This is a genomic window from Nitrospirales bacterium (assembly GCA_031315865.1).
Taxonomy (GTDB): Bacteria; Nitrospirota; Nitrospiria; order Nitrospirales; family UBA8639; genus JAGQKC01.
Genome location: JALDRJ010000002.1, coordinates 1237424 through 1264017, shown reverse-complemented (window position 1 = coordinate 1264017; position 26594 = coordinate 1237424). Strand labels below are relative to the sequence as shown.

The following is a 26594-nucleotide window of genomic DNA, read 5'->3' as shown; positions in this document are numbered from 1 at the left end:
CACTCATAATTATTGGCAAAAATTGTCATTATCTGTCATACTGGAAGGGAAAGGGGACATGATGATGGCCACCATGAATATTTCCGTTCCCGATCCTATGAAGGACTGGGTCGAAGCTCAAGTTGAAAATAGTGGGCAGTATAGCAGCGCAAGTGACTATGTCCGTGATCTGATCCGGCGCGACCAAAACGAACAGGATCAAATCAAAGCCCTGCAAGCTGCTATCACTAAAGGCATTGAAAGCGGTGTGAGCGACAAAAGTTTTAAAGACGCTATTAAAGAAGCTCGTGCCAAGATCAAAGCCACGAAGCATGGAGTATAAACTTACGCAAGAAGCCTATTTAGACTCACAGAACATCTATGAATATGGCTTTTACACGTTTGGTGAAACACAAGCCGAAGCATACGCCGATGAATTAGACCATTGCTTCGAACTCTTGACCCAAACGCCTCTTATCTGTCGCAAACGATCTGAATTTACTCCATCGGTCCGGATCTATCAGCACAAAAGCCACCAAATTATTTATACCGTCGAAGACCATCACATCCTCATTGTCCGGATTCTCCATAAGAGTATGAATCCGTCGCGTCATTTGTCGTCCACTCAATAGCCCACTCTCTTAGGGTATCGCTGAGATTTTCTTTTGTAAGTGGCTCAGCTTATTTGGAAGTCAACAGAGCTACCCCTTCACGCAGACGACTTGGCGAAGGGTGTACACGACTTCGACCAAATCTCGTTGGGCGTTCATGACATCGTTGATAGGCTTGTAAGCTTGCGGGGTTTCGTCGATCACATCTTTATCTTTCCGGCATTCGACTCCTGCCGTGGCCTTTTCATGATCGGCAATCGTGAACCGGCGCTTGGCTTCCGTCCGTGACATCGCCCGGCCTGCACCATGACTACAACTATGGAAGCTTTCGTCATTGCCTAACCCTCGGACGATAAAAGATTGCGCTCCCATGCTTCCCGGGATTATCCCCATATCGCCCCTTCTTGCCCGTACCGCACCTTTCCGCGTCACGAAGACCTCTTCTCCATAATGCCGTTCGACGGCCACGTAGTTATGATGACAATTCACGACTTCCTGCGTTTCGTGAAATTCAGGCAGCTCTCCGGCCTGTTTAATCGCGTGAATAAGGTTCTGCATCATGAGCTTGCGATTGGTCATGGCAAAGTTCTGCGCCCAATGGACGGCTTGGACATAGTCGTCAAAATGTTCAGTTCCCTCGGACAGATAGGAAAGATTCTTATCCGGAAGATTTCGCACGTGCTTTCGCATGTCCTTTTTGGCCAACTCGATAAAATAACTGCCGATCCGATTCCCCACCCCACGCGAACCGCTATGCAGCATAAACCAGACAGTGTCATTCGTATCCAAACAGACTTCGATAAAATGGTTGCCGGTCCCTAATGTGCCAAGATGATTCAGGTCGTTTCCGCGATCGAGCGCTCGATGCTTGTCTCGTATCTGATCGTACCCTGACCGTAATCGTTCCCATTCTTTCTGGTGATGCTTGGGAATGTTGTGCCAGGCTCCTCGGTCGCCGCGCCCTCCTTGATTTGTACGGCCATGCGGGACAGCTTTTTCGATCGTGGCGCGAAGGGATCTCAGATTATCCGGAAGATGTCCGGCCTTGAGCGTTGTTTGAACCGCCATCATGCCACAGCCAATATCAACACCCACGGCGGCTGGAATAATCGCTTTCTTGGTGGGAATCACACTTCCCACTGTTGCACCCATTCCCCAATGGACATCGGGCATCGCCGCGACCCATTTATGGATTATCGGTAAAGACGCCACGTTTCGAAGCTGCTGTTCAGCCTCGGGCTCCAGCGGCACACCTCTCGTCCATGCTTTAATCGGCACACCTGTTCCCGTTTCGATGATGTTGTACGATTGCTTGCTCATAGACATGTTCCCAATGGCTTTTGAAGGGTCGGCGTTTGCCTTTTTCGTCTCGACAATTAATACTATCCTGTAAAATGTGACTATTCCACAATAAGGACATCATAGACAATGAATGAAAAAAGTGGATTTGACGGTCTCGTCGTCGCGGCATTCGAAAGCCGGATGGCCACCGAGATGACCCGTTTAATTGAACGGCACGGTGGAAAACCGCTCGTCGCCCCATCCATGCAAGAAATTCCTTTGGAAGAAAATCCCAGGGCTTTGGCGTTCGGAGAGCAACTTCTCGGTGAGCAATTCGACCTCGTCATTTTGTTGACCGGAGTCGGCACTAGAAGTCTTGTTCAAGTTCTCCAAACCAAATTCTCATTGGATTCCATACAAGAGGCACTCGGACAAACCATGTTGGCCGCCAGGGGTCCCAAATCAGTGACAGCTTTAAAAGAAATCAATCTGACTCCCAAGATCGTTGTTCCGGAACCCAATACATGGAGAGATGTCTTGGAATCGGTCAGGACCTTTTATCCAGATGGCATGCAAGGACTTCACATAGCCGTTCAGGAATATGGGGCCACCAACCTGGAACTTCTTGAGGCCTTACGAAAACAGGGCGCCACCGTCACGCCAGTCCCAGTCTATCGATGGGCTTTTCCAGACGACATCGAACCGCTTCGTGGGCTGCTGCGAAACATCATTGAGAGGAAGGTCGATGTTATCCTTGTGACCAATGCCGTGCAAATCGAGCATGCCGTCAAGGTTCTGGAAGAAACTCATGAAGTCGATGCTTTTCGGCAGGCCTTGAAACACATGGTTGTAGCGTCGATCGGATATATCACGAGCGAACGATTGAAGCAGTATGGATTTGCCATTGACCTGGAACCGACCCGGGCCAAAATGGGAATCCTCGTGAAAGAGACGAGTGAACAGGTCCAAGAAATCTTGCAGCAGAAGCGTTCCTCTCATTAAGTTCTATGTGCATCTGGTATTTCTAAAATATTCTTGTGTCTGAGCCTAATTTTCCTACCCTCATTCAAGCTCTTCAGAATCCATCATTGTACGACCACGAGGTTCAAAACTTTCAAGTACTCGAAACCCACATTTCATGGATACTCCTGACTGGTCCGTATGCGTATAAGATCAAGAAACCCGTCAACGTAGGATTCTTGGATTTTTCGACGCTCGACCAGCGTCGGTTTTTTTGCGAAGAAGAACTTCGGCTCAATCAACGCCTGGCTCCTGAATTTTATGTAGAACTCGTCACGATTACAGGGGCTCCCCAGTCTCCTCGTCTGAACAACACAGGCGAATCGATCGAGTACGCCGTTAAAATGAGACAATTTCCCCAGGAAGCTCTTCTGTCACGACGCATTCAAAGGGGTCAGGTTTCCAAATCCCATATCGACGAATTAGCGGCAACAATCGCGGAGTTTCATGCGCACGTCGCTGTTGTGGATCCTGCGTCGGCTTTCGGGACATCAGACCTTATTCGACAGACCATCCTGGAAAATTTCGAGCACCTGCCTCGTGCAATGAGCGGGTTAATTTCCAGAGAGGAAGTCGAACGATTGAAGCGCTGGACCGAGTGTGAACATTCCAGGCACCTCGACGATTTCCGCGAGAGAAAAAAGAAGGGCTTCGTTCGTGAATGCCATGGCGACCTCCATCTTGGGAATATCGCGCTCGTCGATGAACAACTCGTCATCTTCGATTGCATCGAATTTAGCGAACGGTTTCGATGGATTGACGTGATCAGCGAAGTCGCATTCGTGGTCATGGATTTGATTGACCGGGATGCTCCCAGGCTGGGGTGGCGATTGCTGAATCACTATCTGGAACTGACAGGAGATTACGAAGGGATCAACACGTTCCGGTATTATTTAACCTACCGCGCGATGGTTCGAGCAAAGGTGACGGGGATTCGTCTGGCTCAACAAGAGCCAGAAGATTCTGAATATGCTGCTCTGGAGGAAGAACTCACTCAATATCTTGCACTGGCAACATCGTTTACTAAACCACCTCATCCAGTTCTTCTCATCACCCATGGACTTTCGGGTTCAGGGAAGACTACCGTGTCCCAAACTCTCCTTGAATCCCTTGGCGCCATCCGTATTCGTTCCGATATCGAGCGACAGCGTCTGTTTGGCGTTTCTCCAGAAGAAAGGACCCACGCGGGGAAAAGCCCGTTTATCTACTCTAAAGATTCGACCGAAGCAACCTATGACCGGCTTGAGAAACTCGCTCGCCAGGTTCTTCGATCCGGCTTTTCCGTCATCGTCGATGCTACATTCCTCAAGCGAACTCACCGGGAGGCGTTTCGACAATTCGCTAACGACTTAGGAGTTCCCTTTTGTATTCTGGATATTCACGCTTCCGAAGCTACTCTTCGCGTGCGAATCGAGAAACGCCTGCAAGAAGGCCGTGATGCTTCAGAAGCCGATATTTCCGTCCTCGAAGGGCAATTGTCGCACGACGAACCATTCTCACCAACCGAGCGACCGCATGTTCTTACAATCAACACCGAACAAAGGGAAAGCTTAGATAAGACCCTGAAAGTCATTCACTCCATGATGAATGCATCCTCACCCTAACTCCGGAGCGTCCGTTCGATTTGATTTCCTAATAGATGAAGGGGAACAGGCGAAATGTTTGACGCTGATAGTCTCTATACTCCTGAAAACGTTCAACCAACAACCGTTCTTCAAACGTGAGTTTGGCGACCAGATCGATTGCCAACAACACCCATACGATTCCCCGTATCATCGAGAACGCATCCAAGACCATCGCCGATGTGCTGAGCAGCAACGCGGTATACATGGGATGGCGGATAAATCGATAGGGTCCCCGGGTCACTAAGAAACTTTTCTGGTGAACTTCTGGGAAAATATGGAGGTTTTTCATGGTCATCGCCTGGAATGCCCACAGTCCGATGAGCACGCCCATCACTTCCAGAATCAGCAGCCAGGGCGATGAGACAATAAGCGGGCCGGTGAGTACAATACTGATCAGGCAGATAAACTGCACACTCACCAGAACATAAGATCGGGTTGATGTCATACAGGCCTTCCTAACAAGGTCAAAAGATCTGATTCCCTCTAAGGCTCCCCAACAGGATCCCGGTGTTTCCTGTGAACGTGAATGATGAAACCTTACTGCTTTGGCCCTTTGACAGTTGCCTTTTTATTAATTTTGCGCCTCCCGGTTCCTGCCGCAGAACCACCCCATCTTATCATTGAAGCTCCAGCCGCTCTTTCCCACCTGTCGACTCGTGTCCAAGACATCGACAAGGCCCGCCTGCAAGCCATCATGAATCTCGTCGGCGTAGAACATCCCGGAAATCCTATTCGCGTACTCATCATGCCCGAAGATTCCGACTGGGCCCGGCAAGCCCCTTCATGGGTTTTAGGCTACGCGATCTCGGAACGTGATCTCATCGTGCTCCTTCCTGAACGCGTCATCGGCTACCCGTACGATTCATTCGAGAGTTTGTTCGAGCATGAATTGGCCCATATTTTGATCGGGCGGGCTGCAGGCGGTCAATCCGTACCACGTTGGCTCGACGAAGGATTGGCGATGGTCGCTTCCCATACCTGGGAGTTTGATGATCGAGCCAGACTCATATGGGCTATGCTCACGACTGAACAGACATCGCCTGAAACATTCGACACTCTCTTCAGTCAGGATGGTAGCGCGCCCCATCGTGCGTACCTGCTTTCTCATGCATTCGTTCGATTTCTCATCCGGCAATACAGCAATCAGTGGCCTCGGCAATCGCTCGCCGCGCTCTCGCAGGAATATTCCTTTCCCGCAGCCTTCGCACTTATCACTTCCCATTCATTTGAACATGCCAGCGACCAGTTTTGGGATCAACAGACTCCTTGGTCCCGATGGATTCCAGTCGCGACGAGTTCGAGCGTGTTATGGGTCAGTATCATCGTCTTAGCGCTCTATGCCTTCAAGAAACAACGCCAACGTGCCGAGGCAGTTAAAAGGCAGTGGCAAGATGAAGACGACTAATCCGCCAACCGCATCCTGGCCCGCTCAATGGCCGCGATCATGGATAGGTCTCATCTTCTGAATGCCATCTATTTGACCGGAACGTCCCATTCATTCCCCGTTTGATATCCATGATCCAATCCGTCGAACTCCCCGCCACGCTCCGCACCTATTCGACGCTCGCAAAACCCTTCATGCCCGTCGTGTTTTTCTTATCGGGCGTAGCCTATGACACACTCACGCTGAGCCGGATCGACCGTTTATTGGACAATCTCATTTTACTCTTATACTTGAGTCTGCTCGGGGTTCTCGTCGTCCTCACGGGCCGGATGCAACTGGGGATGATTCCTCACGCTTCCCAAGAGTCATCGTGGACGGTCCTCCATGGCATCCAATGGGCACGTCCTCATTTCACCAAAGCGCTTCAATTTCTGCTGGGCGGGCTCTTCAGCGCCTACACGATATTTTACTTTCAAAGCGCATCATTCACGACCTCGTCCATCTTCTTAGGCCTGATCATTCTCCTCCTGATCGCCAATGAATGGTCCCGCCATCGCCTGTCGAGTCTCAAGCTTCTGGTTTGCCTCTACACCATGGTCGTGTTCAGTTTCTTTACATTCTTCCTTCCCGTCCTCACAGGATGGATGAATACATGGGTCTTCCTTCTCGGTGGAATTGTCAGTGTCCTGATCATCTGGAAGATCATTCGCCTGATCTTTGTCGATGCCGAACTCAGTTCACCGTGGGAACCAGTGTGGACATTCCTGCCGGCGTTAGGACTTATCCTTATCCTCAACGGCTTATACTTTCTCAATTGGATTCCACCAGTTCCCCTTTCACTCAAGAACGGGGGGATGTATGAGCATGTAGAAAAAAAACAGAATGCCTACCATCTGACGTTTCAAAAAGGAGCCTGGTATCAATTTGGGAAACAATCTGACGATCGGGTTTCGACCGACAGACCGATCTATTGCTTTACGAGTGTCTTCGCGCCAGTCGCTTTGCAGACCACGATTTACCACCACTGGCAGCATCGCCCACAAGGGAGCGAAGCCGCGTTTTTGACGACCGATCGTATTCCCATCACGATTTCCGGAGGACGAGAACATGGCTACCGGAGCTATACATGGAAACAACGATTGGACCCGGGAGAATGGCGAGTCGATGTCGAAACAGAAGATGGCCGCATCATCGGCCGCATAGATGTTCTCGCGGCCTCGATGATCGATGAACGTGGAGAGACTCGTACGATTGTTCATTGAACCTTCGATTGTCTTACGCTTTGAACACAAATTATTCCCCTTCCCCTTTTCCAAAAAAAATTCGTGAATCGCTTCTCAAAAAATTCGTGATGAAAGAAATTTTGCGGTCAAGAAAAAAAATGTATTTTCTTCTGGCAAATTTCTCTCGAACGTTGTAGTATATCTTTAACGATGTCATGAAAAATATTATTTCGCTTTTCCAACACACATCTCACACCGAAACTTTCAATTTCTTTTTAATACATCATTCCCTTTTGAGCACGTTGACCGAAGAAGCGACGACAACCTGGCGAGCACCGTGTCGCTCGGATGAATAGAGTGTCTTAACCCGTTCATGAAACGACATGGACGGTCGGGGCTACGGTGATGGTAGCTCCAGATTTAGAAAGGGGGTGAGAGCGTTGGCCACAGCGAAAAAAAAGGCGCCAGCCAAAAAAGCGGTAGCGAAGAAAAAGCCAGCCGCTAAGAAGAAAACGGCAGCCAAGAAGACCACGGCAAAGAAAACGCCAGCTGCCAAGAAAAAAACAGCAGCCAAGAAGACCACGGCAAAGAAAACGCCAGCTGCTAAAAAGAAAACCACGACCAAAAGGAAGACGACGGCGAAGAAGAAGTAGTTTTCCTTGTGGGTTTCGATAATGTGGGGTGGGGCTTCGGCTTCACCCCATGTTTTTTGACTGCTCTTATTCCTTCAGCGCTCCTTCAGCATACACCGTTCACCCAGCCTATCCCTTGACTCCCTCAAAGTCTCCTGTGATTATGGGGCAGTCCGAGTTGTCACATACATTCATCTTGAGGAGGAGGCTTTTTTGACAATGGTACGTAAGTGGATTTTTACCCTCATTGTTCTTCATTTAACGGCGGCAATTTCTTTTGCCGACGATGTCCAGCCTGATACTTCATCGACTTCTGACGTACCGTCTTCGACCACACAGACTTCCACGTCAAAACAGTCCGGGCAAATGTCTCTGAAGGAAAGAAAGGGACAACAAGAATTAGAAGCGATAAGGCAGCGACCGGAGGATTATCGCGTTTTGGTCTTGGGCGTACAAATTTTTCTTGGTCGATTTGGATACGGCGTGGGTCCGTACACTGGAACGATGGATGAGGCAACGCAGAAAGCCTTGCAACGTTATCAGCATCATGTTGGTCTCCCATCAACGGGAGAGCTTGACTATCCAACGCTCGCACATTTGACGGATGACAATAAGATCCTCGATCAACCGTTACCCTACCTCCCTCAGTATGCATTCCAAGCTGATCAGTGGGAAAAGGCCATCCAAGTACAAGGAACATGGGCACGGGATACGGGACCAACATCCGATGCCATTCAAACATCCCGGCTCTATTGCTTTCGAAAGCAGAAACAGTGCATTGAGTCGACAGCTGTGCTTCTCGTGGAGCAGGCTTCGATGCTGAATATCCTGACTCATGTGTATGCCATCAAAGAGTGGGACGACGAACAATTGGTGAGTGAACCATATGATGGAGAGCCTTGTACAATCAGCATTTTACGCATACATCGTCGCAATAACACCGTCACACGTTTTTCCGCTTACAAAAACGGTGAGGGCCTATGCGCCAAAGTGAAGACCGAAGACGTTCAATACCGGCTTATCAACGGACAAGACGTTTTCTTGAGCCTTCAGAAACGCAAAGCGCAAGAAACCCAGGCAATATTACGTGTTGAGGAGGAAAAACAATAGAATATTTTTGCGCTTGGTCATGGCACGGTACAGCGGCAAAATGTGGGACTCGTTGAGGAAGGGTGTCCCGTGTGGCATTTTATTCATTCTTCTGATCGGCTTGATGGGCCTAACGTTCGGCTTCGCGCACGGGAACCCGTCCTCATCAACTCCAGGCCCCGTACAAAACAAGTTCGTCGACGTTGACAATTTGACGACTCCACAACTCGTCGAACGTGGAGAAGAGTTACTGTTTGGCAAGAAGAGACGACCAGACGGACATGGACATTCGGGTAAGGCTCAATGTCCGGTGTGCCATGCGTTTCAGCCAGGACAACCCACGAAACGAGCCCCGAGCTTATGGGGAATTACCGCCAGAAAACGCACGAAACAGACCGCGATCGAATATCTCGCCGAGTCTCACGTCTGTCCAAGTTGCTACGTCGTCGCTGGATGGGCCTTACCCGGCAGTCACGGCTGTGAGTCGTCAATGCCTCGTGTTCATTTACCACCAATCAATTTGACTATGGAAGAACTTATCGCCATTGATACATGGATTTACGTGCACGACGGTTCGCCACCCCCTTCCCCGCAAACCATTCGAGACAGTTATCACAACATTCTTTCTCAAGAAGAATGGATCTACGTGACTCGCGAAACACAACCCTTGGATAAGTCGACATCCGTCAAGCAACTCTTTCTCCGGCATGCTTGCGCCGGATGTCATCGCATACCCGGTCTCGAGAGACCTGCGGGAACACTCGGCCCCCCGCTAGATATGATAAGAAACACGTTCGAACGTTTGAAAGAACACGGATATCAAGGACACGCTTCGTCTCTCACAGCTTATATAACGGAATCCATCTTATCCCATGACAAGTATATCGCCCCCGATCACGCTTTATACGCAGAACATACCCTTCCTTCTTCATTTTATGATGATCGCATCACTCAAGAAGACCTGCAGCGCATGGTCAAATACCTTGCGCACGCTGATCCCACGCCTGAGCGCTCGACCCACAAGCGCGCGGAGGCGGGGAATTGCCATCTAACCGAGGACCGATAAAGACCTCGCCAACAGATCTTGTGCCAATTGACCCGGTGATGGAGATGCTGATCCGCTATTTCCCTCGAAACAACCAGGAACAATACATGCCACCCACTGCAATCGTCACCAATTCGATCGTCTGTAACATACGACTCACGATCGCCTCTTCGCGCGGGGGAGAAAGGATGAAGTGCAATCCCAGAAACTGAGTCGGCTCTCCAGGGGCCGCTTCCCAGGGAGGGAAAAGTAAGGCAAGAATCAACACGCCTACCATGATGTACAGGATTCGAAGGTTCAAAGTTTCCCCAGCTCGCAGCTCGGGTTCTTGAGCATCGACCCTGGTTCCGCACCTGAGACAATAGCGACCTCCGGTGGGAATACCAAAACCGCAAGAACGACAAATTTTTCGTTCATTCATGGACTATCTTCCTTAGTGGAGAGTCAGAAGGAATGCTTGAAAAACCCTTTGAACGGGTCTAGAGTCTCAGGACAATGTTCCCATATTTTATTTCTCTTACACGTCTTTCGTCCATGAGATTCTTCTAAGTACGTATGACGAATCGATCCATTACAACAATTTCTGTGATTGGGGCAGGAGCCTGGGGGACGGCATTGGCCCGGCTTCTCGCCGTCAAGGGATTTACCGTTCGGCTCTGGGCCTATGAGCGTGAAGTTGTCGAATCGATTGAAGCGACAAACCGCAATTCTCTGTACCTTCCCAACGTCTTGCTCCCTCAATCCTTACGCGCGACGCATACTCTTTCAGATGCGCTCACGAATTGCGAACTCATCATCTTGGCAGTGCCTTCACATGTGATGCGTACCATCGTCTCACAGATGCAGCCCTATCTGACGGACCCCATTCCCATTACCGTCGCGACAAAAGGCATCGAAGAGGATTCCTGTCGTCTCATGGTTGATGTCATACGCTCCATACTTCCATCATCTTGGCATCAAGCCCTCACCGTCCTAACCGGGCCGAGCTTTGCGCTCGAAGTTTGCCAGGAAAAACCCACGACGATTTTGCTCGCAGGCGATCAAGACAGCCTGGTCATTCGATTACAACAGGTGTTCATGACTTCTCAATTTCGGGTTTACGCTGGTCACGACATGATCGGTGCGCAAATAGGCGGCGCCCTTAAAAATGTCATGGCCATAGCCTCTGGGATCGTGGACGGACTGGATTTAGGGTTCAACGCCCGCGCCGCATTGCTCACGCGTGGATTGGCGGAGATGATTCGGTTAGGCAAAGAGATGGGCGCAAACGTCACAACGTTATACGGGCTGTCGGGATTGGGTGATCTTGTCCTGACATGTACCGGTTCATTAAGCCGAAACTATTCGGTAGGCCTGAAGCTGGGACAAGGCTTGACGCTTGACGAAATTTGTTCACAGACCCCCACCGTCGCTGAAGGCATTCGAACAACCCGCGCAGCGACGCGGCTCGCAACACGCCATCATGTGGAGATGCCTATCGTCCAGGGTATTCATGACGTCCTCTTTGAAGGCACGAGTCCCCGAGAGGCCGTCACCTCCCTCATGAACCGGGCCGCAAAGTATGAAAACGATTCCGGCAATTCTTTAACCTGACGCTAACCTGACGATTTTCTGTCAGTCGCTAATGGAGAAACATGGACAATACCCACGTCAAAAACCTTTTACAGAAGGTACGCTCCAAGACCATCACAGTTGAACACGCCCTTAAACAGCTTCGCTCCTTGCCCTACGAAGATATCGGATTCGCATCGATCGATCATCACCGAGCGATTCGCCAAGGGTTTCCAGAAGTGATTTTTTGTGAAGGCAAAACCAAGACGCAAGTCGTCGATATTGCCAGAACATTGATGAAACGAGGCAACAATCTCCTCGCGACGCGTGTGCAGCCAGAGATCGCCCGATCTTTGAAGCGCGCGATTCCCAAGGCGGTGTACCACGAAGCTGCTCGAGTCGTGTCCGTTGAAACGCGTAAGCCGATTCGGAAGGGACGAGTGTTAATCGTAACGGCTGGGACATCGGATATACCCGTGGCCGAGGAAGCCCGCATTACTGCCGAAGTGATGGGTAGTTCCGTTCAAACGCTTTTCGACGTAGGCGTGGCAGGTCTTCATCGACTCCTTGACCGCCAAGAATTATTAGTGGAAGCACGGGTGATCGTCGTCGCCGCGGGCATGGATGGCGTCCTGCCAAGCGTCGTGGGAGGGCTCGTCGATCGTCCGATCATCGCCGTTCCGACAAGTCAGGGATATGGAGCGAATTTTGGAGGCCTCGCGGCCTTACTCACGATGCTCAATGCCTGTTCCAGCGGGATCGGCGTGATGAATATCGATAATGGATTTGGGGCGGGATGTTTGGCTCATCGTATTAATTTGCTGGGGGAATCTCTATAGGTTCACTGTCCTCACTCGTTTGCTCTCCTCCTTCGCCTTGTTCCGGCAAGGGGTGACTCGTCGATTCATCCAGCAGCATTTCCACCTCATCAGCGGCCGTTTCTACCGGTTCATCTGCGACTATTTCTTCCTCTTCGATCAAAATCTCGTCCATAACCTCCCGGGGAAGCTCTTGAGGAGACTCAACGGTCTTAGGCGGGTCGGGAACTTGATACTTAATGACTTCAACCATTCCCCTAAAGCGCCGTGACACCATTCGGGTAAGAATTCCGACATCCTTCTCGGCCATCAGTTTAGCTCGAACCTCATAGTGATACGTCCCTGGTGCCACAAACATCCGAGATTGGTCTTTTCCATCCCATACCAAGTCTGTTGAAATCCTACGGCCAACTCGATTTGGAGTTTGAGCGTTTATCGTGATACGTCGAGAAAGAAATCGTAATGATCGTTGGGTGGGCGACGTAATCAAAGCTGAAACTTCTAAGACGTCAAGACCTGACAAATTTGTAGGAACCTGCACAACCGTTGAAAACGTTAATGCTCCATTGCCCACCTCGAGAGGCTCTGGGGAAGTCGTCACCTGAGAAATTTGAAGTCCACCTGAAGATCCCGCACGTCGCTTTTTTTCTTGGGCTTCTGACTCGACGACTAACCCGGCACAACACCACAGCACGAGCACACACAAACTGATCCTCACGAAAAAGTGACGAGGGTTCTCAGATCCGGCTGGGAATGTGTACTTCATAGCGAAGGATACAGTTTTTATGTTCACCCTACTGGTCGAATACCACAGGCTTTCGCATCAGTCAAATGGAAGACGATCGCAACGAATAAGCATGTATGAACCTCGACTGTATCTGCTATGATGGGATCCCTCTATAACTTTGCTCAATATTAAGAAGACGATGTCTCATCTGCATTTTGACTGTTTCTCGGGAATCAGCGGAGATATGTGCCTTGGGGCGCTGGTTGACGCAGGCCTGTCCTTCGCCACTCTCAAGAAGGGCCTCAAGCTGTTAAAGACGAATGGCTATCATCTTTACGCCAAGCCCGTGCATCGAGGAACGATTCAAGCGACCAAAGTCGAGGTCAAGGTGCGCCAAGGATTCGAGCGGCCTCTTTCTCTCCCGACGATTCGGCGAATGATTAAACAAAGCCTGTTGCCTTCTCGTGTGAAAACGCATTCATTGAAGGTATTTCAACGGCTGGCGGAAGCCGAAAGCGCTGTCCATGGAGTTCCTCAGACGAAATTTCATTTTCATGAGGTCGGTGTGGTGGATTCACTGGTAGACGTCGTGGGGACATTGTTAGGAATCGAATACTTGGGCGTCACTTCTGCCTCAGCGTCTCCCATCAACGTTGGTTCAGGGACCATCCTAACGGCCCACGGTGAATTACCGGTTCCCGGTCCGGCTGTCGCGCAACTTGCTCAGAAGATTCCCATTTATGCGGCAGGACCAAGGCTTGAGCTCACCACGCCAACCGGAATGGCTATCATCAGCGTCCTGACGCAAAACTTTGGGCCTCTTCCTCCATTAACACCCACTCACATTGGGTATGGAGCGGGAACGGCCAATCCCGATAATTGGGCCAATGCCCTTCGAGTGTTCATGGCAAAAGAATCGTCTCAAGGATTCCATGACACTGAATCAATCCTCGAAATCCACACAACGATTGATGATTTGAATCCCCAGGCGTATGAGTCGGTCATGGAACGACTATTCCAGGCAGGTGCCCTGGATGTCACGCTCACTCCAGTCATCATGAAACGCAGTCGTCCCGGCATTATTCTTTCTGTCCTCGTTCCCGATCAAGGTCGAGAAGCCGTTATTCAATGCCTGTTACAGGAGACGACGACGCTCGGCGTGCGAATTCATGAGGTTGATCGTACGGTCCTTCATCGCAGACTGGAAAAAATTCAGCTACCCGAAGGAAAGGTCCGAATCAAGATCGCTGATATCGGAGAAGGACGTGAGAAGATCATGCCGGAATATCGGGATTGTCAGTCTCTCGCAAAAAAAACTGGCAAACCTGTTCGTGAAGTGATTGATTCAGCCCTAGAAGCCTACAGACAGACGACGCGAGGGACCGCCCGCAAAGCGGCAAAAACTTCTCGTTGAATACCTGAGCGTCTTGCGAGAAATTCATTCGAAAAGGCTCATACTTAACACATGTCGAAGCGAACACCCTTTTCTCGTCTCCCAATTTTAGCTATCACTATGGGAGACCCAGCCGGTATCGGCCCCGAGATTATCGTGAAAGCTCTCGCCTCACCGGTAATCCGCAGGCAATGCCGTCCTTTGGTGATCGGGTCCCGCCTCATCATGGAACAGGCAGTTTCGAAATACGAGATTCCCTTAACGGTTTCCTCCGTGAACGGTCACGCTCATGACAGCTCGACGAATGCCTTCCGTCGAAGCCTTCTCCCTGTGCTCGACCCGCTTGAAAGGCCCTTAGGGCGTTTCGCCAAAGGTCGCGCCACTGCTATTGCTGGAGAAGCATCCGTCCGCTGCATACAGAAAGCTGTTCATTTAGCCAAGATCGGATGCGTTCACGGCATCGTCACAGCCCCCATCAATAAAAAGGCCATTCACCTCGCGGGCTATTTATACCCGGGCCACACCGAAATGTTGGGGAAGCTGACATGCACTAAAGAATTTGGGATGATGATTTTTGGAGGTCCCCTTCGAATCATGTTTGTGACCACGCATATCGCTATTCGTCAGCTCCCTCAACACATCACCAAACGTAACGTACTCCGAGCTCTTCGCCTTGCAGATAAGGGCTTGCGCAGCCTGTTTGGGATCAAACGACCGAGGATCGGCGTCGCAGGATTGAATCCGCATGCGGGAGAAGAGGGGTTGTTTGGAGAGGAAGAGCGACGAGCCATCGCCCCTGCCGTCGAGCAGGGCAAAGCGTCAGGCATCCGGTGTTTTGGGCCATACCCAGCCGATACGCTTTTTGGCAAAGCCGCTCAGGGTGAATTCGATGGCGTCGTCGCCATGTACCATGATCAGGGACTTGTCGCGCTGAAAACCCTGGCGTTCGGGCATTGCGTGAACGTGACTGTTGGCCTCCCATTCATTCGGACATCGGTTGACCATGGGACGGCTTATGACATCGCCGGCAAAGGCAAGGCGGACCCGACGAGTTTAATCGAGGCCATCACCTTAGCTGCTCAACTGGCCACTCAACCTCGTTGACCTCAGACCAATACCCAGGGAAACATTCCCGACGCGTTATGACGAATTATCTCGTTGAGAGATAGTATTCATTCCGATGGCCTCATCAAAAAAGCGCTTTCCGAAAATACGATACGTCGGGGCTCGCTCAGCTGCCCTGACGATTCTCTTACAAATACATCGACAAGAACCATTCGCAGACTCGGTCATCGACTCCATGTTAGAGACGTCAAATGTATCTAACTTGGACCGTCCTTTGATCACCGAACTGGTGTATGGGGTGTTGCGGCACCGGGAGACGTTGGATTGGCGGCTTAATCATGTGGCCGATCGTCCCGTTGAACGATTGCCACTCACCCTTGCCATGATATTTCGATTAGGAGCGTATCAGCTCTTGCATCTTGACCGGATCCCTCCATCTGCGGCGGTCAATGAATCGGTCAAACTGGCGAAGACCGTCAAAGGACGGGACTGGAGCGGCATGATGAATGCCGTTCTTCGAAACCTGATGAGACAATCGGCACCTGCATGGCCTCATATTGACGAGGACCCCGTCAGGGCATTTTCCATCAGATACTCCTGCCCTCCTTGGATGGTTGAACGATGGGTACATGCCTGGGGAATCGACCGCACACGAACGTTATGTGAATCCACCCTCCACATCCCTCCCTTGACGCTGCGAACCAATACGTTATGTTGCACTCGGGGCGAATTGTTACGCCTACTTCAGCGACAAGGATATGAAGCCCGCGCGACGCTCCTGAGTCCACTTGGCATTACCATTAAAAAATGTGGTGACTTGAAAGATCTTTCCCCATTACAGGAGGGATATTGCTATATTGAAGATGAAGCCGCACAACTTATTCCCACATTACTTGATGCCAAACCAGAGCACCATGTCTTGGATGTCTGCGCAGCCCCTGGCGGGAAGACCACGCACATCAGCCAACACATGCAGAATCAGGGAAACATTTTGGCGCTCGACTCAAACGCACAGCGTTTGCACCTCGTAAGGAAGAATGCGGAGCGTCTGGGTTTGACGAACATTACTACTCATTGTGGCGATATCACCAAAGAGACCTCTGGACGCGTTTCAACCTCCTCCCAAGGCGAGCAAGACCCATCTCAAGCATCGCCATTCGCCCAAACCTTTGACCGCATCTTGGTCGATGCACCGTGCTCGGGGCTGGGCACCCTTCGTCGTCATCCGGAAGGCAAGTGGTGGAAGGGACCCCAACTGATTCAGCAGGCCCGATCCGCACAGGAGAAGATCCTTGACCGGGCCAGCGCACTCTTGAGACCCGGTGGAGTGTTGGTCTATAGTGCCTGCTCGATAGAAAAAGAAGAAACTCATGATGTGGTCAAGTCCTTTCTTGCCGAACATCAGGAGTTTTCTCAAGATACAGTGGAGCCGTGGCTACCGGCGGCGGCAAGATCTCTCATCGATGAAACAGGGTGTTTGCTCACCGCTTTTAATGACGCCTCAATGGATGGATTTTTCGCCGCGCGCTTCGTGAAAGGACATCGGACATGAGTACCTCCACGCCACTGATCGCCCCTTCCATACTGTCAGCGGATTTTGGTCGACTGGCAGAAGCAGTGCATCAAGTCGAGACGGCAGGGGCTGATTGGATTCATATTGATGTGATGGACGGGCATTTCGTGCCCAACCTGACGGCCGGACCGCCCATCGTCGAAGCGCTCCGCAAAGTCACCAAACTTCCGCTTGATGTCCACTTGATGATGACGAACCCAGATGCGTTCATCGGAGAATTTGCCGATGCCGGAGCCGATCATCTCACCGTTCATGTGGAAACCTGCCCTCACTTACACCGCACGGTCCAGTTGATCAAGGAGCATAAAGTCAAAGCGGGAGTCACGTTGAATCCCGCAACATCCGTGACGACGCTTGAGGAGATTATCGGTGAAATCGACCTTGTTCTCGTCATGTCGGTGAATCCCGGGTTTGGAGGACAGCAGTTTATCGACTCCTCCCTTCACAAAATCTCTCGAGTGCGTCAGATGCTTACTGCCGCCCGCAGTCACGCCTTTCTGGAGGTTGATGGTGGGGTGAACCTCAAGAACGCCGGTTCAATCATTCACGCGGGAGCCGATGTCCTGGTTTCTGGATCGGCCATCTTTGGAAGCGAAGATCAGAGCAGGACGATCCAACACATGCGTCAAGCCGGACACATCGTCAACGTCTAACGATTTACATGAATACCGACATTCTTCTCGATAGTCTTCATCCGCTCGAAATCAAGGTGCTCACCGTTCTCAAAAATGCGAGCGGGGCTTTATCTGATGGCGAGCTGGCCTCCGCTACGGCCCTGGAGCTTTCCCAGGTAAGCATGGCAGTTGGGTGGCTCTTAACGAAAAAGCTTCTCACGCTAGAGACAGAAACTATCACACCCATGGTGTCGTTAAGTGAGACGGGTGAATCGTATCATCGCTCAAATTCTCCCCCGGAATGGATTCTGCAATCCATTCAAGAATCCGAGACCCTTCAGAAGCCAATCACCGTGAAAGACCTTCAGGCTCAGGGATCGTTTCAACCGACTGAATTAAGTCGCGCGATCGGGCTGTTGAAAAAAGACCAGGCCATTCGGCTTGTTGCCGGAGGCGTTCTTGAAACCACTGGGACACCCAGTTCGACGGCAAACAGCTTGCGAGCCCTGCTTCAACGATTATCCCAAGGGTCTCAAGCGCTAGGAACATTGCCCGAGGCGGATCAGGCTATTATTCGTCAATATGCGATTAAACGTGGGAGTGCGCATGAGCCCTTTCGCCTTGAAGATAATATCCTTCGCACCTATGCGTTGACCCCTGAAGGTCAGGCTCTCAGTCAACTCACCTCAGCGCATGCGACGCAGGAAGTTTCGCAGCTGACACCGGATATGCTCAAAGATGGATCCTGGCGGAATTATACCTTCCGCAAATATTCCATCGGACTTCGCCCTCCGCGGCTAGCCGTGGGGCGACGACACCCGTATAGAGAATTTCTCGATTCGGTGAAGCATAAACTCGTCAGCATGGGCTTCCAGGAAATGCGAGGCGAGTTGGTCGAGACGGAGTTTTGGGATATGGACGCGCTCTACATGCCTCAGTTTCATCCGGCCCGGGCTATTCACGATGTGTACTTCGTGAAGAATCCCACCCATGCCAAATCCATTTCCGAGCCCTACTTAACTCAAGTGGCCGACGCTCATGAAAACGGTGGATCGACCGGCTCTAAAGGATGGCAATATCCATACGACCGGGATCGGGCGCGACGGCTCATTTTACGAAGTCAAGGAACTGCCGTTTCCGCGAGGACTCTGGCCGGCTCCCCGCAGATACCAGGGAAGTACTTTTCGATCGCCCGCTGTTTCCGGTATGACCAGGTCGATGCCACTCATGCGACTGACTTTTTTCAAGTCGAAGGGATCGTGCTCGGTCACGAAATCAATTTCCGGACCCTTCTGGGCTTATTGAATTTATTCGCCTCTGAAATGGCTCAAGCCAAAGAGATTCGATTTTTACCGGCCTACTTTCCATTTACCGAGCCATCCGTGGAACTCCATGTTCGCCATCCACACCTCGGGTGGATGGAACTTGGGGGGGCGGGACTTTTCCGTCCGGAAGTCACGATTCCGCTCGGAGTGAATGTTCCGGTCATCGCGTGGGGGTTGGGCCTTGATCGGATGGCCATGGTCGCCTTGGGCATTCATGATATCCGCGATTTATTTACATCTGATCTCGAAGCCGTCCGCACCATGCGGCGCCAGTTTTAATTTCTATGCCAACCATTTCCATTTTTCACAAAGACCTTGAACGCCTGCTTCACCGCAAGACGAACGTGAATCAGATTGAATCCTGGCTTCCGTACGTCAAGGGTGAGCTCAAAGATCACAACCCTTCCACTGGCGAACTCCGTGTTGAGCTTCAAGACAGCAACCGGCCGGACTTATGGTGTGTCGAAGGCATTGCTCGACAAATCCGCATCGTTCTCGACGCCAAACCTGTCGATTACCCGTTCTTGTCGAGTAAAGGACGTTCGAAACGTCGATTAATGGTACTGCCTGGTATTGAAAAAATTCGACCCTATATCGCTGCATGTACCGCGACAGGGTATGAAGTGACGGAAGAGGGGCTAGCGCAACTGATTCAAACCCAGGAAAAATTAGCGGACATCTTTGGGAGAAAACGCCAGACGGTATCCATCGGGGTTTATCGTTTAGGGCCGATCTCTTTCCCCATTACGTATGGGCTCGTGAAATCCGATAAAACCCGCTTTACGCCACTCGGATTTACCGAAAAGATGACTCCTCAAGAAATTTTGACTGTTCATCCCAAGGGATTAGAGTATGGCGCAGACTTTTCCGAGGCGACAGAGGTTCCGCTGCTTTGGGATAAAGAAGGACAGGTTCTTTCCTTTCCACCGATAATCAACAGCCGGGAGGTTGGGGAGGTTCAAATCGGCGATACCGAACTCTTGGTCGAAGTCACAGGCACGGACCTGCCTATGGTCCTACTGACCTTGAATATTTTTTCCGTTAACCTTGCGGACCGTGGAGCAGACATTCATTCGATCGACGTGACCTATCCCTATTCTACGGAGTTCGGAAAAACGGTGAAAACCCCGATCGACATGTCCACCTCCCAGCGAATTTCCCTCAATGCCATAGAACATGCGCTTGGGACACCGCTCGGCTCCGAGCTTATCGAACAGGCCCTCCATGCCTATGGCTATCGTGTGAAAGCCACTCGGCATACGCTCTCCGTCAAGCTCCCTGCCTACCGGAATGATCTGATGCATGTCATGGATGTGGCAGAAGACGTCGCCATCAGCCGGGGCTATGAATCGTTTTCGCCGATCATGCCCGCACAATTTACGGTTGGCGCACTGTCAATTTCTGAAAAATTTTCCGATCAAATTCGCGACTTGATGATCGGATTCGGCTTTCAAGAAATATTCTCGAATATTCTTGCCTCGAAGACCGACCTCATCGAACGCATGCGCATCGGAGGAACGGAGCATGGCCATGTGGTTGAGATCGAGAACGCCATGACAGAAAGTTACGCCTGTCTTCGTTCATCGATTCTTCCCTTTTTGCTTCGCGTGGAAGCAGCCTCACCGCGATCGTTTTACCCGCATCAACTGTTTGAAATCGGGGAGGTCGCCGTGCCAGATATGGGGGTGGACTTAGGGGCTCGAACCGTCTCGAAGATCGCAGCGATCATCGCGCAACCGGGCGCGAGTTTTTCAGACATTCATTCCTATCTCGATCTTTTAATGTACTATCTCGTTCGAGATTATCGTCTTGAACCGAGCAACCACGGCTCATTCTTGGATGGACGAGTCGGTAGGATTCTCTGCGAAGAAAACGCAGTTGGCTTTATCGGAGAACTTCATCCCGAAGTGCTTGAAGCCTGGCAGATTCACATGCCTATCGCGGCCTTTGAGTTTCAGATTTCCAGGAGGGCGTGATTACGCGGCAGCTCCAGAGACTTGGGATTTGACAGACCCAACGAGTTGAGCAAATCCTTCAGGATCATGAATCGCCATTTCGGAAAGCATTTTCCGATTAATGAAAATCTCCGCTTTTTTGAGCGCATTCATAAATTGACTATAGGTCAATTCGTGCGCACGGGTCGCCGCATTGATTCGCGCGATCCACAGTCGGCGGAAATTTCTTTTTCGTTGCTTTCGCCCGATGTACGCATAGACTCCACCCTTGTCCACTGACTCGGTCGCGGTGCGGAAGAGACGGCTCTTGCCACCATACTGTCCTTTCGCTAGCTTGAGTCGTTTTTTCCTTCTTCGTCGTGTCTGCGGACCACCTTTTACGCGTGGCATGAGCGATACTCCTTCCTCATATTTTCAATAATTTTTGGAGACTAACAATAGGGGAGTAGGCGATTGAGGGCAGTCGAATCGACATCCCGCACTTGTGCCGCCCCTGTGAGACGACGTTTTTGGCGTGGAAGTTTTGTCGTCAAGATATGACGCATCTTGGCTCGACGACGCATCCACTTTCCGCTACCGGTTCGCTTAAATCGCTTGCTCGCCCCTGAATGATTTTTTAGTTTTTGCCGGGCCATACTTTCCTCCAAAACCCCTCTCGTGTCTTCTGGATTCCTTGAAATTTTTACTTAGGTGACACAATCATAAATAGGTTCCGCCCTTCAAGACGAGGGGCACTTTCGATCACTCCGACCTCATTCAACTCTTCAATCACTTTTTGAATTGCGGTAAATCCAAGTTCTTTATTGGCCATTTCACGCCCACGAAACATGACCGTAACTTTTGTTTTATTACCTTCCTCTAAAAACCCTCGAATCTGACGGACTTTGGTTTCTAGGTCATGTTTATCTGTTCTCGGACGTAACTTGATTTCTTTGACCTGTGTGGATTTTTGATGTTGTCGAGTCCGATGTTGCTTTTTACTTTGTTCGTACTTGAATTTTCCAAAATCCATGATCCGGCAAACCGGAGGATCAGCGGTAGGGGCTACCTCGACCAAGTCATAGCCCGCCTCCTTCGCCTGCCGAACAGCATCAGGCGTTTTCATCACCCCAAGCTGTTCCCCTTCAGCTCCGATAACGCGAACTTCCGGGACGCGGATCAGGTGATTAATACGCTGTTTGACGACTGGGGGTCGACTCATACTGAACGCGACGAATCACAGGACAGTACAGACGGAATTTCATTTCGAATAATCGTAAGAACCTCCTCTACGGACATGGCACCTACATTCTTGCCATTACGCTTTCTGACAGAAACCGTTCCATCTTGAGACTCACGGTCACCGACGACGAGCATATAGGGAACTTTTGCTTTTTCAGCTTCACGGATTTTAAGGCCAATTTTCTCATTCCGCAAGTCCGATTCTGCTCGGCAGCCTGTTTGACGCAATTTCTCGACGACGGAAACCGCATATTCTCGCTGCTTATCGGAAATCGGCAGGACAGCTGCCTGCACTGGAGCCAACCATGTCGGAAAAGCTCCTCCATAATGTTCCAACAGAATTCCAAAGAATCGTTCGATTGATCCCATCAGAGCTCGATGAATCATGATCGGCTGATGTGACTGACCATCTTCCCCCCTATAGGAGAGTTCAAACCGTATAGGATTATTAAAATCGACCTGAACGGTGGAGCATTGCCATGAGCGACCCAAGGCGTCTTTGATCTTCACATCAATCTTCGGGCCATAAAAGACCCCTTCTCCCGGATCAACTTTGTACTCAAACTTCCCTTTCTGCAAGGCCTCCTCTAGAGCCTGAGTGGCTTGTTCCCATTGCTCCATCGAGCCCACGGCCTTTTCGGGACGCGTGGAAAGGTACATCTCAAACTCGGTAAACCCAAATGTCTGAAGGACAAAGATCGTAAAGTCCAAGACCTTGCTGACTTCTTGGGCCAATTGATCAGGACGGCAAAAGAGATGCGCATCATCTTGCGTAAATCCTCGGACCCGCATGAGTCCGTGAAGAACCCCCGATCGTTCATAGCGATAGACCGTTCCGAGTTCTCCATACCGTAACGGTAAATCTCGATAGCTCCGGAGGTGCGATTTATAGACCATGATGTGAAAGGGACAATTCATGGGCTTCAACTGGTATTCACTCGATTCCACGGTCATCGGGGCGTACATGTTCTCGCGGTAGTAGTCGACGTGACCGCTGGTTTTCCATAAATCAAGACGGGCAACATGCGGCGAATAGACGAGTTCATACCCGTTTTTAATGTGTTGATCTCGCCAAAAATTTTCGATGAGTAAGCGCACCAAGGCTCCCTTGGGGTGCCAAAGAATCAGTCCGGGCCCGGTTTCATCTTGAATGCTAAATAAATCAAGCTCTTTTCCTAATTTGCGATGATCACGTTTTTTAATTTCTTCCAGGTTGGCCAGATGTGCATCAAGCGCATCCTGAGAAGGAAACGAAGTTCCGTAGATTCGTTGGAGCATCGGGTTACGTTCATCGCCACGCCAATAGGCTCCGGCACTCGTCAGTAATTTGAAAGCTTTGATGTGACCGGTAGATGGAATATGCGGGCCACGGCATAAATCCACAAATTCCCCTTGGGCGTAAGCGGAAATCGATTCTCCATCCGGAAATCCTTGAATCAACTCAACTTTGTAATCCTCACCCCGCGATTGAAAGAACTCCACCGCTTCTTGCTTGGTAAATTCTTGACGAGTCACCATCAAATCACGCTGAATGATTTCTCTCGCCTGTTCTTCGATCTTCTCCAAATCTTCAGGGGTGAACGGCCGTTCAAAGGCAAAATCGTAGAAAAACCCTTCTTCGATGGCTGGCCCAATCGTCATTTGCGCGGTAGGAAAGCACTCCTTCACCGCTTGAGCCATGATGTGCGTGCTGCTATGCCTATAGATTTCCTTTCCTTCTTCTGAAGAAAAATCCAACGGTTCCAACATGCTATCTTGTTGAAGACTCGCTTCCATATCACGAGGCACTCCATTGACCTTCACTGCGAATGTGCCTTCAGGAATACTCCCCCCCTGATGCTGTCGAATGGCTTCAGCACCGGTAATACCTTTTGACGCCGGAAATGAAGTCCCGTCAGGAAATGTCAATTGGATGGTTTGGGGCTGAGCTCTCATATGTATCGCTCCCCTCAACTCGGGGATTATTCGGAATCAGACAGAATTAAGAAGCCGTAAATAGGAATAAAAAAAGACACCACAGCTCTGGCCTTAGGTGCCTTACATGAGAAGTGGTAGGCGCGGGCGGTATTGAACCGCCGACCTCTACCGTGTCAAGGTAGCGCTCTCCCCCTGAGCTACGCGCCTATGGGTCCTTCGCTCATGCTAGTCGACCATTCAGAGGTTGTCAAGGAGAAGTGTGTCACCCTCCATTTAATGACAACCTAGCCTGTCGGCTATGCATGACTCAGCTGAACTGGCCCCTTTTTTCGTCGCTCGCTCTTACAACGGTCAACGGAAATATTGAATTCTTTGATTTTCTTTCGCAACGTATTTCGATTCACACCCAAGAGGCGTGCGGCCTGCATTTGATTTCCGCTGGTTTCTTGAAGGGCAAGCTCAATCAGCGGGCGCTCAACGGCTCGAATAAACGTGGGATAAAGATCTTGGGCGGCCCCTAATTTCATCGCACGGACGAAGTCTCCAAACTGCGCTTCAACATATTCAACAAGACTTAACGTGGTCTTAGTCGGTTTGACGGAATTTTCTTTTCCTGTTCCCACCGATTGCACAAACTGACTCAGCGTCTCTAAGGATGGCAATGATCCCGCAAGTATAAATGTCTTTGAAAGGTCGAGGGTTTGTTCTAAGTCTTTTAATTGTTCTGATGTGGATCCATTCCCCTCCAGAACGATTCCCCTATATGACTCCGAGGCTATCGCTTTTTGAAGAGCGTCATAGTCTTTGACCAGCGTGATGGTGTCTTCATGATCTCCCAATTTCAGTTGAGTAGCAACGTTGGCGTCATCGCATAAAACAACAACGCGAAGGTGAGATGGATGAGTGGTCATATCCTTGAATGGGTAAGTCTAAACCGTGAAAAGAATGCGATTATCCCGTATGGGATTTTTGAATGTCAATCGATTCATACATTCACCCAACACCATGCCTGATCCATGTTTAGGAAACAAACCCAAGAATCGGGCAAAATACTCGCAGCACGATAAAGATAAGAATTCCACCCAACACATCCAGAATCAGTCCTGCACGAACCATACTCGTGACCGGCACGAGCCCAGTGCCATACACAATCGCGTTGGGCGGGGTTGACACAGGCAAGACAAACGCCAGGCTCGCGCCCATACAAGCCCCTAAGGTCGGAGGGATAGGAGACATTCCTGCAGCGTGAGCAATCGCGATGACTACGGGTACCAACATGCTGGCCGCCGCAGTATTGGAAGCCAGTTCCGTCAGCACGATAGCGGTAAGGATCGACATGGCGGTCAAACCCCATAAGGATTGCACGCCAAAAAGATTGACGAGGTTTTCTCCAATCGTATGAGCCAAGTGAGTTTCGACCATTAAATGGCCAAACGCAATACCCCCTCCGAAAAGGAGAATCGTTCCCCAATTGATATTGACCGCTTGTTTCCATGACAACGTGAACTGGCCGGATGAAAAATCGATTGGCAAGAGAAAGAGGAGGCCCGCAACGAGGATCGGAACCAGTTCCTTTGGCAAATGCTGGGAAAGCCAGGACACGATCTGATGATCTGAACCTAGCCACGCCGACAGAACCCCAGGAAGAAGCCATAAGCCAACGGCCAACGCAAACGCGAGACAGGCATGCCGTTCGCCGATCGTCCATGGTCCGAGATCCACTCGTTTGGCATTCAGCGCATCGGTAAAATGCGGCAGCGAGGCTGGGGGAGAATGGAGCCGAAGCAACACCACGCTGGTAACCGCTAACATCAGGATGGCTAACGGCAGTCCAATGACGAACCACGATAGAAAAGAAATTGATGTCCCGGCTTGTTCGGCAAGAAGGCCAACCCCGATTAAATTGGGCGGCGTCCCGATAATGGTCGCCACTCCGCCGACTCCGGCCCCATAGGATACGAATAGGAGGAACCCGGTTTCATACTCTCCAGACTTGGAATGTTCTTGCCGAATCGTCGCTAGCACACCTAACGCAATCGGTAACATCAAGGCCGTTGCCGCCGTATTGCTGATCCACATTGACAGGACCGCCACAGTCCCACCCATGACGATAAACACCCGAACCGGGTGAGCGCCGACCCATCTGAGGGAAAGCAACCAGAGACCGAACCGTTTATCGAGACCGTGAACGACAAGGGCTTCCGCGAGAAAAAAGCTCCCGATAAATAGAAAGATAATAGGATGAGCATAGGCCGAAAACACGGATTTCATAGTTCCCAAACCCATCACCACACAGAGTCCCGACCCGAGTAACGCAGTCACAGGAAGGGGAATGGGTTCAGTAATCCAATACGTCACGACCCAAATTAACACCGCCGCCAACACCCTGGACGAATCGTCCAAGGAATTAGGGAGTATCATGTAGAGGAATACAGCGATGATCGGTCCACCAATGAGGCCCACCCTCGCCTTTCGAGTGTATCCCATCTTTCCTTCTAGGATTTCCATGATTGAGCAGGTATCATAAGGTTATCGCATAACAGGAG

General features: G+C 50.6%; 27 protein-coding genes and 1 tRNA gene. 17 read left to right on the top strand and 11 right to left on the bottom strand.

Annotated features, from left to right (window positions below; all coding sequences use genetic code 11):
* Nucleotides 1-58: 58 nt before the first annotated feature.
* Together MRJ96_05860 and MRJ96_05855 are read left to right on the top strand one after the other, a co-directional pair.
* Complete coding sequence (locus MRJ96_05860; GenBank protein MDR4500959.1) at nt 59-322, top strand: type II toxin-antitoxin system ParD family antitoxin; 264 nt, start codon at nt 59-61, stop codon at nt 320-322.
* Nucleotides 312-611, top strand: coding sequence for a type II toxin-antitoxin system RelE/ParE family toxin (locus MRJ96_05855; GenBank protein MDR4500958.1), 300 nt, complete (start codon nt 312-314; stop codon nt 609-611). Before MRJ96_05860 ends, MRJ96_05855 begins: the two co-directional genes overlap by 11 nt.
* A 69-nt stretch (nt 612-680) precedes the next feature.
* Here the strand turns inward: MRJ96_05855 and MRJ96_05850 are convergent, their stop codons facing one another.
* Nucleotides 681-1910: an RtcB family protein gene (locus MRJ96_05850; protein MDR4500957.1), complete on the bottom strand. Its 1230-nt coding sequence runs from the start codon at nt 1908-1910 to the stop codon at nt 681-683.
* Nucleotides 1911-2018: 108 nt separating this feature from the next.
* Between MRJ96_05850 and MRJ96_05845 the strand changes: the two genes are divergently transcribed.
* Together MRJ96_05845 and MRJ96_05840 are read left to right on the top strand one after the other, a co-directional pair.
* A complete protein-coding gene (locus MRJ96_05845; protein MDR4500956.1) occupies nt 2019-2873 on the top strand; it encodes a uroporphyrinogen-III synthase in 855 nt (284 codons plus the stop codon).
* Nucleotides 2874-2908: 35 nt separating this feature from the next.
* Nucleotides 2909-4495: an AAA family ATPase gene (locus MRJ96_05840; protein MDR4500955.1), complete on the top strand. Its 1587-nt coding sequence runs from the start codon at nt 2909-2911 to the stop codon at nt 4493-4495.
* 28 nt (nt 4496-4523) lie between these two features.
* Here the strand turns inward: MRJ96_05840 and MRJ96_05835 are convergent, their stop codons facing one another.
* Nucleotides 4524-4961, bottom strand: a complete 438-nt coding sequence (locus tag MRJ96_05835; protein MDR4500954.1) for a hypothetical protein — start codon at nt 4959-4961, stop codon at nt 4524-4526.
* A gap of 81 nt (nt 4962-5042) precedes the next feature.
* On the opposite strand from MRJ96_05835, the gene MRJ96_05830 reads away from it, so the two are divergent.
* The 5 genes from MRJ96_05830 to MRJ96_05810 all read left to right on the top strand — a co-directional run bounded on the left by MRJ96_05830 (nt 5043) and on the right by MRJ96_05810 (nt 9910).
* Entirely contained in the window at nt 5043-5921 is an 879-nt protein-coding gene (locus MRJ96_05830) for a hypothetical protein (protein ID MDR4500953.1), read from the top strand.
* A 110-nt stretch (nt 5922-6031) separates the two neighbouring features.
* A complete protein-coding gene (locus MRJ96_05825; protein MDR4500952.1) occupies nt 6032-7162 on the top strand; it encodes a DUF2914 domain-containing protein in 1131 nt (376 codons plus the stop codon).
* A gap of 401 nt (nt 7163-7563) precedes the next feature.
* Entirely contained in the window at nt 7564-7776 is a 213-nt protein-coding gene (locus tag MRJ96_05820; protein ID MDR4500951.1) for a hypothetical protein, read from the top strand.
* 198 nt (nt 7777-7974) lie between these two features.
* Nucleotides 7975-8865 (top strand): peptidoglycan-binding protein, encoded by an 891-nt coding sequence (locus tag MRJ96_05815; protein ID MDR4500950.1) that lies wholly within the window; start codon nt 7975-7977, stop codon nt 8863-8865.
* Between the two features lie 190 nt (nt 8866-9055).
* Nucleotides 9056-9910 carry a c-type cytochrome gene (locus MRJ96_05810; GenBank protein ID MDR4500949.1) on the top strand — a complete coding sequence of 285 codons (855 nt, stop codon included), beginning with the start codon at nt 9056-9058 and terminating at the stop codon, nt 9908-9910.
* Nucleotides 9911-9965: 55 nt separating this feature from the next.
* Here the strand turns inward: MRJ96_05810 and MRJ96_05805 are convergent, their stop codons facing one another.
* Nucleotides 9966-10310, bottom strand: coding sequence for a hypothetical protein (locus MRJ96_05805; GenBank protein ID MDR4500948.1), 345 nt, complete (start codon nt 10308-10310; stop codon nt 9966-9968).
* A 134-nt stretch (nt 10311-10444) separates the two neighbouring features.
* Between MRJ96_05805 and MRJ96_05800 the strand changes: the two genes are divergently transcribed.
* The gene (locus tag MRJ96_05800; GenBank protein ID MDR4500947.1) at nt 10445-11482 is read left to right on the top strand and encodes an NAD(P)-dependent glycerol-3-phosphate dehydrogenase; all 1038 of its coding nucleotides are present in this window, start codon (nt 10445-10447) and stop codon (nt 11480-11482) included.
* A 41-nt stretch (nt 11483-11523) separates the two neighbouring features.
* A complete protein-coding gene (gene larB, locus MRJ96_05795; GenBank protein ID MDR4500946.1) occupies nt 11524-12279 on the top strand; it encodes a nickel pincer cofactor biosynthesis protein LarB in 756 nt (251 codons plus the stop codon).
* Here larB and MRJ96_05790 read toward each other — a convergent pair.
* The gene (locus tag MRJ96_05790; GenBank protein ID MDR4500945.1) at nt 12254-12964 is read right to left on the bottom strand and encodes a hypothetical protein; all 711 of its coding nucleotides are present in this window, start codon (nt 12962-12964) and stop codon (nt 12254-12256) included. The genes larB and MRJ96_05790 overlap by 26 nt on opposite strands.
* A 220-nt stretch (nt 12965-13184) precedes the next feature.
* On the opposite strand from MRJ96_05790, the gene larC reads away from it, so the two are divergent.
* From larC to pheT, 6 genes are all read left to right on the top strand, one after another.
* On the top strand, nt 13185-14399 hold the full coding sequence (gene larC, locus MRJ96_05785) for a nickel pincer cofactor biosynthesis protein LarC (protein ID MDR4500944.1): 1215 nt from the start codon (nt 13185-13187) through the stop codon (nt 14397-14399).
* Nucleotides 14400-14450: 51 nt separating this feature from the next.
* A complete protein-coding gene (gene pdxA / locus MRJ96_05780; protein ID MDR4500943.1) occupies nt 14451-15482 on the top strand; it encodes a 4-hydroxythreonine-4-phosphate dehydrogenase PdxA in 1032 nt (343 codons plus the stop codon).
* 76 nt (nt 15483-15558) lie between these two features.
* Nucleotides 15559-16995, top strand: a complete 1437-nt coding sequence (rsmB, locus tag MRJ96_05775) for a 16S rRNA (cytosine(967)-C(5))-methyltransferase RsmB (protein MDR4500942.1) — start codon at nt 15559-15561, stop codon at nt 16993-16995.
* On the top strand, nt 16992-17669 hold the full coding sequence (rpe, locus tag MRJ96_05770) for a ribulose-phosphate 3-epimerase (GenBank protein MDR4500941.1): 678 nt from the start codon (nt 16992-16994) through the stop codon (nt 17667-17669). The genes rsmB and rpe overlap by 4 nt, the downstream gene beginning before the upstream one ends.
* A gap of 8 nt (nt 17670-17677) precedes the next feature.
* Nucleotides 17678-19234 carry a phenylalanine--tRNA ligase subunit alpha gene (locus MRJ96_05765; GenBank protein MDR4500940.1) on the top strand — a complete coding sequence of 519 codons (1557 nt, stop codon included), beginning with the start codon at nt 17678-17680 and terminating at the stop codon, nt 19232-19234.
* A gap of 5 nt (nt 19235-19239) precedes the next feature.
* Complete coding sequence (gene pheT, locus MRJ96_05760; protein MDR4500939.1) at nt 19240-20931, top strand: phenylalanine--tRNA ligase subunit beta; 1692 nt, start codon at nt 19240-19242, stop codon at nt 20929-20931.
* On the opposite strand, the gene rplT is transcribed toward pheT, so the two are convergent.
* The 7 genes from rplT to MRJ96_05725 all read right to left on the bottom strand — a co-directional run bounded on the left by rplT (nt 20932) and on the right by MRJ96_05725 (nt 26556).
* Nucleotides 20932-21300 carry a 50S ribosomal protein L20 gene (gene rplT / locus MRJ96_05755; protein MDR4500938.1) on the bottom strand — a complete coding sequence of 123 codons (369 nt, stop codon included), beginning with the start codon at nt 21298-21300 and terminating at the stop codon, nt 20932-20934.
* 41 nt (nt 21301-21341) lie between these two features.
* On the bottom strand, nt 21342-21545 hold the full coding sequence (gene rpmI, locus MRJ96_05750) for a 50S ribosomal protein L35 (GenBank protein MDR4500937.1): 204 nt from the start codon (nt 21543-21545) through the stop codon (nt 21342-21344).
* Between the two features lie 47 nt (nt 21546-21592).
* Nucleotides 21593-22111 carry a translation initiation factor IF-3 gene (gene infC, locus MRJ96_05745; protein MDR4500936.1) on the bottom strand — a complete coding sequence of 173 codons (519 nt, stop codon included), beginning with the start codon at nt 22109-22111 and terminating at the stop codon, nt 21593-21595.
* Nucleotides 22108-24066 carry a threonine--tRNA ligase gene (gene thrS / locus MRJ96_05740; GenBank protein MDR4500935.1) on the bottom strand — a complete coding sequence of 653 codons (1959 nt, stop codon included), beginning with the start codon at nt 24064-24066 and terminating at the stop codon, nt 22108-22110. The genes infC and thrS overlap by 4 nt, the downstream gene beginning before the upstream one ends.
* A 114-nt stretch (nt 24067-24180) precedes the next feature.
* Nucleotides 24181-24255, bottom strand: a tRNA-Val gene (locus tag MRJ96_05735).
* Nucleotides 24256-24344: 89 nt separating this feature from the next.
* Nucleotides 24345-24959, bottom strand: a complete 615-nt coding sequence (locus MRJ96_05730; protein ID MDR4500934.1) for a hypothetical protein — start codon at nt 24957-24959, stop codon at nt 24345-24347.
* Nucleotides 24960-25068: 109 nt separating this feature from the next.
* Nucleotides 25069-26556, bottom strand: coding sequence for a DASS family sodium-coupled anion symporter (locus MRJ96_05725; GenBank protein MDR4500933.1), 1488 nt, complete (start codon nt 26554-26556; stop codon nt 25069-25071).
* Nucleotides 26557-26594 lie beyond the last annotated feature (38 nt).

What these genes read in the sequence shown, in the direction of transcription:
- MRJ96_05805 (MDR4500948.1), bottom strand. Translation starts at nt 10,310, where the DNA reads ATGAATGAACGAAAAATTTGTCGTTCTTGCGGTTTTGGTATTCCCACC.
- larC (MDR4500944.1), top strand. Translation starts at nt 13,185, where the DNA reads ATGTCTCATCTGCATTTTGACTGTTTCTCGGGAATCAGCGGAGATATG.
- MRJ96_05830 (MDR4500953.1), top strand. Translation starts at nt 5,043, where the DNA reads ATGATGAAACCTTACTGCTTTGGCCCTTTGACAGTTGCCTTTTTATTA.
- MRJ96_05855 (MDR4500958.1), top strand. Translation starts at nt 312, where the DNA reads ATGGAGTATAAACTTACGCAAGAAGCCTATTTAGACTCACAGAACATC.
- thrS (MDR4500935.1), bottom strand. Translation starts at nt 24,066, where the DNA reads ATGAGAGCTCAGCCCCAAACCATCCAATTGACATTTCCTGACGGGACT.
- rplT (MDR4500938.1), bottom strand. Translation starts at nt 21,300, where the DNA reads ATGCCACGCGTAAAAGGTGGTCCGCAGACACGACGAAGAAGGAAAAAA.
- MRJ96_05815 (MDR4500950.1), top strand. Translation starts at nt 7,975, where the DNA reads ATGGTACGTAAGTGGATTTTTACCCTCATTGTTCTTCATTTAACGGCG.
- MRJ96_05845 (MDR4500956.1), top strand. Translation starts at nt 2,019, where the DNA reads ATGAATGAAAAAAGTGGATTTGACGGTCTCGTCGTCGCGGCATTCGAA.
- rpe (MDR4500941.1), top strand. Translation starts at nt 16,992, where the DNA reads ATGAGTACCTCCACGCCACTGATCGCCCCTTCCATACTGTCAGCGGAT.
- MRJ96_05800 (MDR4500947.1), top strand. Translation starts at nt 10,445, where the DNA reads ATGACGAATCGATCCATTACAACAATTTCTGTGATTGGGGCAGGAGCC.
- MRJ96_05730 (MDR4500934.1), bottom strand. Translation starts at nt 24,959, where the DNA reads ATGACCACTCATCCATCTCACCTTCGCGTTGTTGTTTTATGCGATGAC.
- larB (MDR4500946.1), top strand. Translation starts at nt 11,524, where the DNA reads ATGGACAATACCCACGTCAAAAACCTTTTACAGAAGGTACGCTCCAAG.
- rsmB (MDR4500942.1), top strand. Translation starts at nt 15,559, where the DNA reads ATGGCCTCATCAAAAAAGCGCTTTCCGAAAATACGATACGTCGGGGCT.
- MRJ96_05835 (MDR4500954.1), bottom strand. Translation starts at nt 4,961, where the DNA reads ATGACATCAACCCGATCTTATGTTCTGGTGAGTGTGCAGTTTATCTGC.
- MRJ96_05850 (MDR4500957.1), bottom strand. Translation starts at nt 1,910, where the DNA reads ATGAGCAAGCAATCGTACAACATCATCGAAACGGGAACAGGTGTGCCG.
- pdxA (MDR4500943.1), top strand. Translation starts at nt 14,451, where the DNA reads ATGTCGAAGCGAACACCCTTTTCTCGTCTCCCAATTTTAGCTATCACT.
- pheT (MDR4500939.1), top strand. Translation starts at nt 19,240, where the DNA reads ATGCCAACCATTTCCATTTTTCACAAAGACCTTGAACGCCTGCTTCAC.
- MRJ96_05825 (MDR4500952.1), top strand. Translation starts at nt 6,032, where the DNA reads ATGATCCAATCCGTCGAACTCCCCGCCACGCTCCGCACCTATTCGACG.
- MRJ96_05725 (MDR4500933.1), bottom strand. Translation starts at nt 26,556, where the DNA reads ATGGAAATCCTAGAAGGAAAGATGGGATACACTCGAAAGGCGAGGGTG.
- MRJ96_05765 (MDR4500940.1), top strand. Translation starts at nt 17,678, where the DNA reads ATGAATACCGACATTCTTCTCGATAGTCTTCATCCGCTCGAAATCAAG.
- MRJ96_05860 (MDR4500959.1), top strand. Translation starts at nt 59, where the DNA reads ATGATGATGGCCACCATGAATATTTCCGTTCCCGATCCTATGAAGGAC.
- rpmI (MDR4500937.1), bottom strand. Translation starts at nt 21,545, where the DNA reads ATGGCCCGGCAAAAACTAAAAAATCATTCAGGGGCGAGCAAGCGATTT.
- infC (MDR4500936.1), bottom strand. Translation starts at nt 22,111, where the DNA reads ATGAGTCGACCCCCAGTCGTCAAACAGCGTATTAATCACCTGATCCGC.